This window comes from Priestia sp. 53B2 (genome assembly GCF_056099005.1).
This window is the reverse complement of the sequence record NZ_JBLZXA010000030.1, coordinates 412671-425100: the sequence shown is the minus strand read 5'-3', so window position 1 is coordinate 425100 and position 12430 is coordinate 412671. Positions and strand designations below refer to the sequence as shown.

Here is a 12430-nt window from a genome sequence, read left to right as displayed (position 1 = left end):
CTAAATTTGATTTCCAATTGGAGCTGAAGGGTTTGCAATTTGATCTTGATCGCTTACATCAGGATCTAACACGCCCGTATTCATTTGAGAGCAAGTAGGAGAGAAGTTACCTAAAGAAAAATTCGCGCCGTTAAACTTTGAGTTCGCCGTGTGACTGTTTTGAATGGTGGAACCAAAATCAATATTTGCGTTTTGCGTGACACCGTTTGTTACGATATTAAAAACGTTAATTTGAAGAGGCATAAAGAGACTCCTTACTGTTTTTATTCATTCTACTCCAACGGTCTATTGCGTTCAGAGAGAATGTATTCACCGTTTGTCGTCATGCTGTTGACAAGCATTGCCCTATATCACTGCTGATAACCATTGACATGATCAACGTTTGCAATATCTGTTTGGTCATTTGTATCAGGATCGATATAAATGTTTCGCATTTTCGAGGAAGCAGGTGAGACATCGCCATAAGAAGAGTTCGTACCAGTGGATTTTGAATGAGCCGTGTGACTGTTATGGAGTGCTTCGCCAATGTTGACAGAACCGTTGCTTGAGATACTGTTGATCTTTAAATTATAAATGTTAATAACACTTGGCATACGCTCTCACCCTTTTCTATGGTTGATTAATGTATCCTATGATGATAAGTGCCTAAACGTTCACAATTCCTCATAACTAAAATCGCCTTTTCCGATTGAAGGAAAAAGCGATTGAGAGAGGATTACTTAATGATATGATGGGCTTATGAAATGGGTGCAATACGATAATTCTTTTTTTCTAAAATATAAGAGATGCTTTGTTGGACAGTGGAAAATGTTCGCCAATTAAACTGAGAATCTACAAGCGAGAGAGCCATTTTTGAAGAAAGACCAACAATAAGGCAAGTGGTACCAATCAAACGCAAAGCATCGTGAAGCGTGTTAATATAATAACCGTGTTCTTCATCTAACGAATGAAGGGAAGATAAATCAATAAGCAAATAGCGCGCCTGTTCTTTTACAACTGCCTCCAATACCGTTTCAGTTAGCTTCTTTCCACGTTCTATATCCATCTTACCGGTAATGGGCACAGCTAAAACCTCGTCCCATATTTTTAATAAAGGCGTGGACAAATCCTCAATTAACCGTTCTTTTTCAAGCTCTGCTTCGGCTTGATCTGTAAAGTCTAATAGCATAAGCAAGTAGCCATAACGCTCGCCGTCTTTTGTATCAATAGGATGAATCACAGCTTCTGCTACGTATTGACTGCCAATCGTTATACGCGTTCGGTAGGTTGTATGAAGAGAGGTGAGTAATTTTTCCGCTTCTTCAGAATTGGAATGAAAGAAGTCCATATGCTTTCCAATTAACTCTTCGATATGAGATAACTGGTAGATTGGGAGTACTGGCTGGAGTGTTTCAATTGCTCTTGCATTCATCCACTGCACACGATAGTCTTTATCTGCAATGATCATGGTTTCTTGAATATTTTCTAAAATCAAATGTCCATTAAGCTTTTGTGGAAGTCGTCCAATTCCATTCATTCTCCATCTCTCCTTATGTGTGTATTAAGTTTATGTACATCTACTTTATATTTTACAGTGAAAAGAATGAAGAAGGCTATAAGAAATTTATTAACGTGTATAGGGATCATGGTATGTAAAAAAACGTAGGAGTAAGCACTCGCTTCAATTAAAAAACTCCCCTGTGCAAAAGGGGAGTCCACCTTACTCATAAGATTTAATAAAATCAACGTTATATTTTTCAACGCTTGATAAGTAGGAGTCTCTAAATGATGAATCAGGCGTATACCATGACTTTTCATAAAAATAGGCTTGAAGATCTTTCGATTTAAATACATACCCATGCCGCGCATAGATTTCATTTCGAGCTAGCCTTAGTTCACTCGAGCTCAAACTGCTAATATCTCTATAGCTTAATTTGTAAGAATCCGAACCAGGAAGAATATAAGAGCTTGAAGTAGCATAAGAGCGCGGCCCAGGCACGATCACTTCTCGTTCTTTTATGACGGTTTTTTCCTTTTCGACGGGCGGGGTTTGTATATTTAACATAATACTTTCTTCACTTTGAATAGTGTAGGGACTGCTTTTGAACGTTGTGCCGTCTTTTTGCACTTCTGCATGAACAGTAACGCTTCCATCCGTGGCAACAGGCCCTATTTGTGATGAGCTATTCACCTGCAGTCCCTTGCTTTTTCCATTTACGAATAAAATAGCGTCATCTCTATTTGATGAGATTGTAACGTAAGCCCCTTTAAATACCACAGATATATTTTCTTCTTTTTGCCGGTGAAAATTTACAGTGGTTTGGTCTGTAAGTTTTCCGTAAGAGCTTTCATAAGAAGCCGTAAGCGGGTAATTTCCAATCATAAAAAGACCCTATTTTTTGCGTTTGATTCTTGGATATCGATTGTTTTGTATCATTGACTGTAACCGTTGCATCCTCTGGCGTGGTGAGGGAGATATAATATGATGACGGCACAACCACGTACTGTTTTTTAAAGATTAGTGAATGTTTCTGTTCTTTTATTGTAAAGTAGATACTCGATTTATTTTTTAAATCATTTTCAACGTCTCGTAAAATAGAACCATCGGAAGTTGCATCTAACAGAGCTTGAATAGATGTGTCATTAATAACTATAGTAGACTGCGAAGAGTCTAATAACTCTCTTAACACAGCTGTATCTTTCGATTCTAATGCCTCAATAAAGCGGTCAGCCGTCTTTTCTTCTGAGCCAGAGAAAAAGAAATAAAATACAAAAGTTAAAAGAAGTATAAGCGCAATACCCCCGCCAATATACCAGCTCTTTTTATGCTTAGCTGCAGCTGGCGACACGGTGAAAGAAAAGCCGCAGTTATTGCAAAATAATTGGTCTGTGCTTGCCCTGGCCCCGCATTTTGGACATTGATTCATTCACACCATTCCTTTCTTTTTATTCCATTAAATGTATGGAACGTGCAGGTAAAACAGACTATTAAATTGGAAAAAGAAATAGATTCAACAAGAAAGATAAACACACCAAACATGCACAGAAAAGGTGAGGTATGCTATGATAAGAACTATATATTAATCCGATAGGGACACTCTGTCATATAAAAAGGAGATGAAGCAAATGAGTGTTTCATTTGTAAATAAAAATCAAGAGTCTACGTATGAAAAATTGCTGCCTCTAGTCGAAAAATTTAAGAAACGAGCTTTTAAAATAGATGAAGAAGGTACGTTTCCCTTTGAAAATATTCAAGAGTTAAAAGAAGCGGGCTATACACGTCTTTCTCTCGAAAGCAAATATGGCGGAGATGAATTGCGCCTTTATGATTTTTTATTATTTCAAGAATTAATTGCTCAAGGAGACGCTTCTACGGCTCTTAGTATTGGATGGCATATGGGGGTTACAATGGACTTGCGTGAAAAACAGCCTTGGAATCAGCAAATGCTCGATTTTATTTTTAAAGAAATAGAAAAAGGTGCACTTATTAACACCGCTGCCACTGAACCGAAGACAGGAAGTCCTACTCGAGGAGGCAAACCGGAAACGACAGCTGTAAAAACAAAAGAAGGCTGGCGAATCAATGGCCGAAAAACATTCACCACGATGTCTCCGGTCTTAAATTACTTCTTGGTAAAAGCAAGCATCGAAGGTGAAGAAGAGATCGGCTTATTTTTAATTCCTCGTGAAACAAGCGGACTTTCAATAGAAGAAACATGGGATATGATTGCAATGCGCGGGACAGGAAGTCACGATCTTGTGCTAGAAAACGTCGATATTGAACACGACTTTCTTGTTGAACGCCTCGGTGGTTTTAAAAAGAATGAGCCAAGCGGCTGGCTGCTTCATATACCAGCTTGCTACATGGGTACAGCCATCGCAGCAAGAGATTATGCTCTCGCATTTGCTACAGAATATTCGCCTAATAGTATTGAAGGGACGATTAGCGAGCTGCCAAATGTGCAGCGTTTAGTAGGAGAGATGGAACTTGAACTTATGCAGGCGCGTCACTTTATGTACAGCGTGGCAAGTAAATGGGATGAGACCAGCGACCGAGCAGCATTAGCCGGAGAGTTAGCAGCTGTCAAACACGTGGTGACCAATAGTGCCTGTACGGTTGTCGACAAAGCAATGCGCATAGTAGGAGCACGAAGCTTGCAGCGCAGTAATCCGTTGCAGCGTTATTATAGAGATGTGCGTGCCGGGCTTCATAACCCTCCCATGGATGATATGACGATTGTTAATTTAGCGAAGCAGGCGTTTACTAGATAAAACTTAATAACATGTTAAATGATGAAAAACTGCTTATTAAAGGCTATTCTATAATAAGCAGTTTTTTCGTTGCAAGAGGAGGAATTGAATATGAAGTCCGTAAGAGAAATTCAGCTGACACCCTATAATATCGCGTGGGAAAAGGAATTTACAAAAGAAGCTGCCACCTTAACAACTATAATGTCAGCTCAAGTTTTAGAGGTTCATCATATTGGAAGCACTGCTGTTCCCGACTTAAGCGCAAAACCGATTATTGATTTACTTATTGAAGTGAAAGATATAAAGAAAGTAGATACATATAATCAGAGGATGGAACAGCTTGGATACGAAGCGAAAGGTGAAAACGGCATAAAAGGAAGAAGATACTTCCAAAAAGGCGGAAATGAAAGAACGCATCATGTTCATATTTATGAAAAAGGCCACCCAGAAATTAATCGGCATATATGGTTTCGAGATTATCTGCGTACTCACCCTGATGCAGCGAAAGAATACGAAACGTTGAAAATAGAACTAGCGCACCGCTATCGCTTTGAACCAGAAAAATATGTGGAAAATAAAACGAATTTTATTCATAAAATAGATGGGCTAGCTTTAAAATGGAGAAAGGGAAGCAACAATAAGAATAGGAAAGATTATCTTAGATAAAAAGGAGGAACGAGCTTGACTCCAGTTCTAAATCGACAGACAAATACAGGAAAAAAGAAAAAAACAATATGGATCAGCCTGATATCCTTTGTTCTTCTTTGTTTTGTACTTTGTACGGCAATTTCTCTTTATGTAGGCATAAGCCTGACAAAACTAGATAAAAATCCTGCTGTGAAAAATCCTGGTGATTACGGCATGCACTATAGCAATCAAGTATTTTTGAGCAAAGACGGAATAACCCATTTAAAAGGATGGATGATTGAACCAACGGAACAACCAAAAGCAACTATTATTATGTCACATGGATACGGGAATAACCGTGAAGCACAAGGAGCTGGCTTTCTGCCGCTGAGTAAAGAATTTGTAAAAGCGGGATATCGAGTGGTCATGTTTGATTTTAGAGATGCAGGAGACTCAGAAGGAAATCAAACGACGATTGGTGTAAAAGAACAGCTCGATTTATTAGGCGTTATTCAGAAAATGAAAGAAACAACAAAAGAGCCAATTGTGCTCTACGGCATTTCAATGGGAGCAGCCACTTCTTTATTAGCAGCTTCTCAAGATGACGACGTAAAAGCATTGGTAGCTGATAGTCCCTTTAGTGATTTAACCTCTTATTTAAAAGAAAATCTATCTGTATGGTCTCATTTACCAAACTTTCCGTTTACACCGCTAACCATTGCTATTCTTCCTGTTATTGCAGATGCAAATCCTGCTGAAGCTAGTCCCATTAAAGCAGTCGAGCATATTTACCCTCGACCAATTTTATTTATACACAGCACAGGAGATACAAAAATTCCTTACACTGAAAGTGAAAAAATGGCTAAAACGCACCCGGATGCTTTTCACTTCTGGAAAACTGATAAAGCAGAACACGTTCAAAATTATCATGTATACAAAAAAGAATATGTAAAGCGCGTATTATCTTTTATTGAGCAATCGCTGTAAAAAAAAAGAGGCTGGGACAAAAATATTTTAGACGAAATGTAAAACGAACCATTGATCAAGACTTTTGATTAGTGGTTCGTTTTTTGTTAGGACAAACGTAGATTTCATGTGTGTAAATCTTTCTAGCAGTTGATTGGAGGGCAAGACGAAGACTCCTGCGGGAAAAGCGGAACAGGTGAGACCCCGTCGACGAGGAGGCTCAGCGGCCGCCCGCGGAAAGCGAAGTCTTGCACGGAAATCAACTGCGGTGTCTCAAGCAGTTCAGCTCATATATCCCATTTGTTCATCTTTAGATGGGATTCATTTCGTTATGTCTCAACCTCTTTTAGCCGTTGATTTTACCTTGTTCTATAAGCTCAGCATATAAATTACGAAGAATATAGGTTTTGTAACTTTCTAGCTTTCTTCCATCGATTTTAGAGATATTGGCCGCTTTTAACTGTTGAACAAACCAGCCCTTGGAATAGATATAAGCCATCGTTAACCACTCCTTTAAAAAAGGTGCACGTTAAATAATTAACTATATTCATAAAAGGAACTAAAAAGAAGTGAACGAGGTAAATGAATTGACGTTCATTTTTTGCAACGTTATACTGCTCTACAGCTATTTATAAAGGAGGAATGAACAATGAGTAAACAGTATATAAATGTAAATGGCGTTAATTTGCACTATATAAGCAAGGGACAAGGAGAGCTTATGCTATTTCTTCATGGGTTTCCTGACTTTTCGCATATTTGGCGACACCAGATAGACGAATTTTCTAATGATTTTCATACAGTTGCTTTGGATTTAAGAGGATATAACTTATCTGAAAAGCCAAGCGGACTGGAATCATACGAAATTGATGTATTAGTAGAAGATATTCGCCAAGTGATTGAAGGTTTAGGATATAGCTCCTGTACGCTAGTTGTACACGACTGGGGAGCAGGAATCGGCTGGACATTTGCTTATCGCTACCCTGAATATGTACAAAAATTAATTGCTTTTAACGGTCCGCACCCTTATACATTTATGCGTGAGCTTAGAATAAATAAAAATCAGCAAAAAGCAAGTGAGTATATGAAATGGTTTCAAAAACAAGAAGCACAGGACTATATGGAACGAGATAACTTCTCAGGTTTGCGTAAGCTTGTGATCGACCCAGGTGTAAAAAAAGGATATCTAACAGCTGATGATGTTCAAGCATACATGAACTCTTGGGAAAATGGCTCTGTGCTGTCCATGCTAAGTTATTACCGCAATTTAAAGATTTTTACAGAAGAAGACCTTCAAAGAAAATCTTTGTTTCCGTTAGAAGAAGAAGTGTTAAACATCCCGGTACAAATTATTTGGGGAAATCAAGATCCTACTTTTATGCCTGAAAACTTAGATGGTATTGAAGAATATGTACCAAACATATCTGTTCACCGATTAGCTGAAGCATCTCATGCCCCTCAGCATGAAAAGCCACAGGAAGTCAACGACGTGATGTGGAATTTTTTAAATAAGTAAAGATAAAAAGAGGTTCAGACAAAAGTAGTTTAGTTGAAGGAAGATCCGAACGATGAATTGAGATTCTTGATGGAGAATCCAACTCGTTCGGGTTTTTTATTGCGCAGGTTTCATATATGTAGTGGCTTCTAGCTGTTGATTGGAGGGAAAGGCGAAGACTCCTGCAGGAAAGACCCCGCAGGGCGCAAACGACGAGAAGGCTCAGCGGCTGCCTGCGGAAAGCGAAGTCTTGCACGGGAAGCAACAGCGGTATTAAAAGTGATTCATACTAACTCATTTATCCCATTTGTTCGTCTTTAAATTGAATTTATCTTGTTATGTCTCAATCTTTTTTTCTGTTGAATTTAAAATAATTTTTCAAAAAGTGATCCAACAGAAGAAGGTGCTCGTTAGGTAAGTAGAAAAGGAAGCATTTCTAAAAAAAGACGGTTAAAAACTTTTTTCAAAAAGTGATCTAGCTGAAGAAGGCGTTCGTTAGATAAGTAGAAAGGGAAGGAATTCTTCACGAAGATGACATTTAAAAAATTTTTTAAAAAGAGTGATCCAACATCACTCAGCAATCGTTTAGTAGATAGAAAGAGAATACTTCCTAAAAAGGATCATTAAATGTGAGGGAACATGAAGGTTTAATATATATAATATTCAAAATGTTCAATCTATTTAATGGTTTAAGATGTAGTAAGAATGAAAAAAGTGGCGTACATCAACTGAAAATGAGGAGAGTGGAAAATGATGAAATTAAGTAAAAAATTAATGATTCCTGTACTAGGAGCTTCACTATTGATGCCGACTATTGCAAATGCAGAGGAAGCAAAACCAACGGCATTAACAAAAGCTTCAGATCTACGAGCGAACTTAGACTACCTATTATCTGAACACTTTACGCTTGCCGTTGCCGCTATGACAACAGCTTATGATGGTTCTAAAGATGCTGACGCTGCGTTCAAAGCATTGGATCAAAATGCCGTCGACATGGAGCCAGCTATTGCTTCTATCTATGGTGATAAAGGAGCGGCTGAGTTTGAACGAATTTTCAGAGAACACAACAATTACACAGATGATTTTGTAAAAGCAACAAAAGAAAACGATAAAGAAGCCATGGCGGAAGTAGATAAAGAAGTAGATCAATTCGTAAATGAATTTGCTAAGTTTCTAAGCACTGCTACGGAAGGTAAACTACCTGAAGATGCAGCAAAAGAAGCGCTTCGCGTGCACGAAGATCAAGTAAAAGAAACGTTTGAAGATTATGTAGAAGGTGACTATGAGGCAGCCGCGAAGACATACCGCGAAGGATATCAGCAGATGTTTGCAATTAGTAAAGCGTTATCAAACGCAATCGTAACGCAAATGCCTGATAAATTCGACAATACAAAAGTAGATACACCAGCAGCAGATTTACGTTCTTCATTAAACAGCTTAGCAGCAGAACATTTTGCTTTAGCAACAATGGGAATGGAAAAAGGGTTTAACGGTTCAAAAGATTACGACTATGTTAGCTGGTTAGAAAATGCCAACACAGCAGATTTTAAAGCTGCAATCGGCTCAGTATATGGCGATGAAGGAGCTGCACAATTCGAAAAAATTTGGCAAGGAGATCACATCAATGCCCAAGCTGAATTAGTAAGTGCACAAGTAAAAGGCGATGAAGCAGGAGAAAAAGCTGCAAAAGATAAGCTCCATAAATTCGCGCAAGAATTTGGTGCATTCTTAGGAACAGCAACAGATGGAAACCTTCCAACTGCAGACGCACAGGCAGCTATAAAAGCACACGAGGATACGGTTATTAAAACATTTGAACAATATGCATCCGGTGACTACGCTGGAAGTTATGATACGTATCGTGAAGGGTATAAATTAATGTTTGGTGTTGGCCAAGCTTTAGGTGAAGCAATCGTAAAACAAAACCCCGATAAGTTTGCTGAAACAGCTATGCCAACAGATATGCCGAAAACAGGTATGGGCGGGGCGTCTGAATCAACGATGAACCCACTAACAGCGATCTATATTGCACTAGGTTCGTTAGCTGTGTTAACAGCTGGAGTTATTTTACGCAAGAAACCAGTAAGCAAATAATATTTTTTCTCCTTTTCCTTATGAATTAAAAGTCAAGAGTCCTGAAAAAAAGAAGAGAGGTTGTTCTCTCTTCTTTTTTATAAACAGCTGTGAAATGAGGTGACGATGTGAAAAAAGCGATTGTTCTCGCCTACTGTATATTAAGTTTAGTCCTGCTTGTTAGCGGCGGACTATATTTTAAAGAACAAATGGTAGAAGCAAAAGAAACAAAGCAACAGGCTGCAGCTAAGCAAAAAGAAAAAGAAGCGCAATCAAAGGATCTAAAAAGCCGGGTAACGCTTAAAGAAGAATTTGCTGTACTAAAAAAGCATAAAACAGAAGCCAAACAGTTAAACAAAGAATTCAAAGGAATTATCCCTGAAAAAGTGTCCATTCCTGCTGTTCATGTGGAGGCTTCAATTGAACAAGTAGGATTATTAGACAGCGGTGAAATGGCAGCTCCATCTACAGAAAATGGAGTTGCTTGGTTTGAACCAGGAGCTAAACCTGGCGTAAAAGGAAATGCTGTATTAGCAGGACACGTAGACAGTAAAACCGGCCCTGCCGTCTTTTACAACCTAAAAAACTTAAAAAAAGACGATGAAATTACCGTAAGAGATGCACAGGGGACCACACTTACTTTTGTTGTTAAACGTATAAAAAGCTATCCGCGAGATAAAGCACCTCTAAACGAAATTTTTGGGTACAGCAACAAACGTAATTTAAATTTAATTACGTGCACAGGCACGTTTGACCGTGCGGAAGGAACCCATCAAGAGAGGTTAGTTGTCTATACAAAACTAAAAGCTGACCAAGCAAAAGAATTGGAGCGTGAAGCAACTGCACCACCACCTCCTACACATGTAAAGATGAGCGGTAATTTGCTTACGTGGTACGCGGTACGAGAAGGTAATATTATCGGCTACCGAATTTATAAAAAGAATCCAGGCGGAACATTTGCCCATATTGGCAGCGTTTCGGAATTTGAGCGAAAAAGCTTTGCTGACTCCGACGCATCTCAAGCTCGTTACTATGTAACAGCTGTTAATGAGTCAGGAAAAGAGTCCGCTCCGTCTAGTATAGCGAAATAACAAAAAGCTCTCCTTAAACGGAGAGCTTTTTGTTATTTTTGATTGTCGATTAAAAAGATATCTTCTGCCTTTCTATTTATCTAAATGCTATTAGTTTTAATAGATAAATAAAAATCCCTTAAAAATAATACTTTAATAATATAAATATTCAGATTATTATGTACTAATAGTATTTTTTGGTAATTAAAAGGAAAAATCTAAAAAGAATCTAAACGAAAAAGGAGAGAAAGCATGGCACAACCTAATTTGCAAACAGAGCAAAAATCACATCTAACAACTTTTCTAGATAAACTATTAGGAAGAGTAGAAGCAATCGGAAACAAACTACCTGATCCTTTTATTTTGTTTGTATGTTTAGCGCTTATTATCGTAGTAGCATCTGTTGCTATTAATAGTATGGGAGTAACGGTAGTCCATCCCGGTACTAATAAGACTCTTCCAATTAAAAGTTTGTTGTCGCATGAAGGTATTCAGTATATCTTAACATCGATGCTGACCAATTTCACTGAATTTAAGCCCCTAGGACTTGTACTTGCTATGATGCTTGGAGTCGGACTTGCAGAAAAAGTAGGTCTGCTTGAAGTGGCCATAAAGAAAACGATTTTAAATGCTCCAAAAGCTCTTATTACATACGCCATCATTTTTACAGGAATTATGGCCAACTTAGCGGCAGATGCTGTTTTTGTCATCGTGCCTCCGCTTGCCGCAATGATTTTTTATACAGTAGGAAGGCACCCGCTTGCTGGATTAGCAGCAGGATTTGCTGGGGTGGGATCAGGCTTTACAGCGAATCTTATTATATCCGGAACCGACGGGTTGTTATCAGGCATTTCTACTGAAGCTGCTAAAACAATTGACCCAAGCGCTGCTGTCAGTCCTGCAGCGAACTGGTATTTCATGGCAGCTTCTGTATTTGTTTTGACCGTTATAGGGGCGATCGTCACCGAAAAGATTGTAGAACCTAGGCTGGGCAATTATAAAGGAAAAAAACGCAATGATTTTGGTGAAATTAGTGAGGCAGAAGCAAAAGGATTAAAAAACAGTATCGTTGCTACATGTATTTATGTCGCTGTACTAGCTGTTTTCTTATTTTGGCCCAACTCTCCTCTACGAAATGAAGACGGTGGAATTGTTCCATCTCCTTTTTTAGATGGTATCATTCCGATCACGCTGCTGTTTTTTGTGGTAGTTGGCTCTGTTTACGGAATAACAGTAGGGAAAATCAAAAGTTCCAGAGATGTACCTGCTTATATGACTGATTCGATGAAAGATATGGCTAGCTATATTGTTCTTATTTTTGCGGCTGCTCAATTTATCGCTTACTTTAATTGGACTAATATTGGAACGTGGATTGCAGTAGAAGGAGCGGATACATTAAAAGCACTAAATCTAACTGGACTTCCAGTTGTGGTTGGTTTTGTATTTTTAACTGTTGTTCTAAGCCTTCTTATCTTTAGCGGCTCCGCTCAATGGGCACTAGAAGCACCTATTTTTATTCCATTGTTCATGCTGTTAGGATACAATCCTGGATTTATTCAAGCGGCATACCGAATAGCGGATTCTTCCACGAATGTAATCACTCCTTTAAATCCATACATGATTGTTATTTTAGCCTTTATGAAAGAATACGAGCCTAAGGCAGGACTTGGCACAATTATTTCACTTATGCTTCCTTATACCTAGCTTTTTTGGGGATTTGGATTATTATGTTGCTTATTTTTGCAGTATTCGGTATTCCTCTAGGGCCTGGTGTATATATGCATTTGTAAAGAAAAATCCTCTTCTACTCCAAGAAGAGGATTTTTTATGTCAGAAACTCTAACACATATTAAAAATAGTTCAACTTATGTGTACATAGGAGAATACATAAGAAAAAGAAAACAGTATAAAAAAACAAAAGTTTTCTGAATAAATTTGCAAAAAGTAGTTGCCAAATACATATAAATCAAAT

General features: G+C 38.3%; 13 protein-coding genes and 2 pseudogenes. 9 read left to right on the top strand and 6 right to left on the bottom strand.

Annotated features, from left to right (window positions below; translation table 11 throughout):
- From ACN6NE_RS26865 to ACN6NE_RS26845, 5 genes are all read right to left on the bottom strand, one after another.
- Positions 1-243, bottom strand: coding sequence for a spore germination protein (locus ACN6NE_RS26865; RefSeq protein ID WP_013057626.1), 243 nt, complete (start codon positions 241-243; stop codon positions 1-3).
- Positions 244-350: 107 nt separating this feature from the next.
- Positions 351-593, bottom strand: coding sequence for a spore germination protein (locus ACN6NE_RS26860; protein WP_013057625.1), 243 nt, complete (start codon positions 591-593; stop codon positions 351-353).
- A gap of 143 nt (positions 594-736) precedes the next feature.
- Positions 737-1516 carry an STAS domain-containing protein gene (locus ACN6NE_RS26855; protein ID WP_013057624.1) on the bottom strand — a complete coding sequence of 260 codons (780 nt, stop codon included), beginning with the start codon at positions 1514-1516 and terminating at the stop codon, positions 737-739.
- 183 nt (positions 1517-1699) lie between these two features.
- Positions 1700-2362, bottom strand: coding sequence for a YARHG domain-containing protein (locus ACN6NE_RS26850; RefSeq protein ID WP_474328326.1), 663 nt, complete (start codon positions 2360-2362; stop codon positions 1700-1702).
- Complete coding sequence (locus ACN6NE_RS26845) at positions 2328-2906, bottom strand: TcaA second domain-containing protein (RefSeq protein ID WP_474328324.1); 579 nt, start codon at positions 2904-2906, stop codon at positions 2328-2330. Before ACN6NE_RS26845 ends, ACN6NE_RS26850 begins: the two co-directional genes overlap by 35 nt.
- A 199-nt stretch (positions 2907-3105) precedes the next feature.
- Between ACN6NE_RS26845 and ACN6NE_RS26840 the strand changes: the two genes are divergently transcribed.
- The 4 genes and pseudogenes from ACN6NE_RS26840 to ACN6NE_RS26825 all read left to right on the top strand — a co-directional run bounded on the left by ACN6NE_RS26840 (position 3106) and on the right by ACN6NE_RS26825 (position 6211).
- Complete coding sequence (locus ACN6NE_RS26840) at positions 3106-4251, top strand: acyl-CoA dehydrogenase family protein (protein ID WP_474328322.1); 1146 nt, start codon at positions 3106-3108, stop codon at positions 4249-4251.
- 90 nt (positions 4252-4341) lie between these two features.
- Positions 4342-4896 (top strand): GrpB family protein, encoded by a 555-nt coding sequence (locus ACN6NE_RS26835; RefSeq protein WP_474328320.1) that lies wholly within the window; start codon positions 4342-4344, stop codon positions 4894-4896.
- 15 nt (positions 4897-4911) lie between these two features.
- The gene (locus tag ACN6NE_RS26830; RefSeq protein ID WP_474328318.1) at positions 4912-5844 is read left to right on the top strand and encodes an alpha/beta hydrolase; all 933 of its coding nucleotides are present in this window, start codon (positions 4912-4914) and stop codon (positions 5842-5844) included.
- 129 nt (positions 5845-5973) lie between these two features.
- Positions 5974-6211, top strand: a pseudogene (locus tag ACN6NE_RS26825) (hypothetical protein).
- Here the strand turns inward: ACN6NE_RS26825 and ACN6NE_RS26820 are convergent.
- The gene (locus tag ACN6NE_RS26820) at positions 6170-6322 is read right to left on the bottom strand and encodes a YflJ family protein (RefSeq protein WP_075420850.1); all 153 of its coding nucleotides are present in this window, start codon (positions 6320-6322) and stop codon (positions 6170-6172) included. The pseudogene ACN6NE_RS26825 and the gene ACN6NE_RS26820 overlap by 42 nt on opposite strands.
- 150 nt (positions 6323-6472) lie before the next feature.
- Here ACN6NE_RS26820 and ACN6NE_RS26815 point away from each other — a divergent pair, with 150 nt between their 5' ends.
- From ACN6NE_RS26815 to ACN6NE_RS26795, 5 genes and pseudogenes are all read left to right on the top strand, one after another.
- Positions 6473-7336, top strand: a complete 864-nt coding sequence (locus tag ACN6NE_RS26815) for an alpha/beta fold hydrolase (RefSeq protein WP_078081935.1) — start codon at positions 6473-6475, stop codon at positions 7334-7336.
- A gap of 135 nt (positions 7337-7471) precedes the next feature.
- Positions 7472-7636 carry a hypothetical protein gene (locus ACN6NE_RS26810; RefSeq protein ID WP_165351757.1) on the top strand — a complete coding sequence of 55 codons (165 nt, stop codon included), beginning with the start codon at positions 7472-7474 and terminating at the stop codon, positions 7634-7636.
- Between the two features lie 429 nt (positions 7637-8065).
- Complete coding sequence (locus tag ACN6NE_RS26805; protein WP_474328315.1) at positions 8066-9409, top strand: copper amine oxidase; 1344 nt, start codon at positions 8066-8068, stop codon at positions 9407-9409.
- Positions 9410-9516: 107 nt separating this feature from the next.
- Complete coding sequence (locus tag ACN6NE_RS26800) at positions 9517-10479, top strand: sortase domain-containing protein (protein WP_474328313.1); 963 nt, start codon at positions 9517-9519, stop codon at positions 10477-10479.
- Positions 10480-10710: 231 nt separating this feature from the next.
- Positions 10711-12248 (top strand): annotated as a pseudogene (locus ACN6NE_RS26795) (AbgT family transporter).
- The last annotated feature ends 182 nt before the right edge of the window (positions 12249-12430 follow it).

Excerpts from the sequence above, each read along its gene's own strand:
- ACN6NE_RS26835 (WP_474328320.1), top strand. The coding sequence starts at position 4,342 with ATGAAGTCCGTAAGAGAAATTCAGCTGACACCCTATAATATCGCGTGG.
- ACN6NE_RS26840 (WP_474328322.1), top strand. The coding sequence starts at position 3,106 with ATGAGTGTTTCATTTGTAAATAAAAATCAAGAGTCTACGTATGAAAAA.
- ACN6NE_RS26805 (WP_474328315.1), top strand. The coding sequence starts at position 8,066 with ATGATGAAATTAAGTAAAAAATTAATGATTCCTGTACTAGGAGCTTCA.
- ACN6NE_RS26855 (WP_013057624.1), bottom strand. The coding sequence starts at position 1,516 with ATGAATGGAATTGGACGACTTCCACAAAAGCTTAATGGACATTTGATT.
- ACN6NE_RS26860 (WP_013057625.1), bottom strand. The coding sequence starts at position 593 with ATGCCAAGTGTTATTAACATTTATAATTTAAAGATCAACAGTATCTCA.
- ACN6NE_RS26865 (WP_013057626.1), bottom strand. The coding sequence starts at position 243 with ATGCCTCTTCAAATTAACGTTTTTAATATCGTAACAAACGGTGTCACG.
- ACN6NE_RS26850 (WP_474328326.1), bottom strand. The coding sequence starts at position 2,362 with ATGATTGGAAATTACCCGCTTACGGCTTCTTATGAAAGCTCTTACGGA.
- ACN6NE_RS26820 (WP_075420850.1), bottom strand. The coding sequence starts at position 6,322 with ATGGCTTATATCTATTCCAAGGGCTGGTTTGTTCAACAGTTAAAAGCG.
- ACN6NE_RS26845 (WP_474328324.1), bottom strand. The coding sequence starts at position 2,906 with ATGAATCAATGTCCAAAATGCGGGGCCAGGGCAAGCACAGACCAATTA.
- ACN6NE_RS26815 (WP_078081935.1), top strand. The coding sequence starts at position 6,473 with ATGAGTAAACAGTATATAAATGTAAATGGCGTTAATTTGCACTATATA.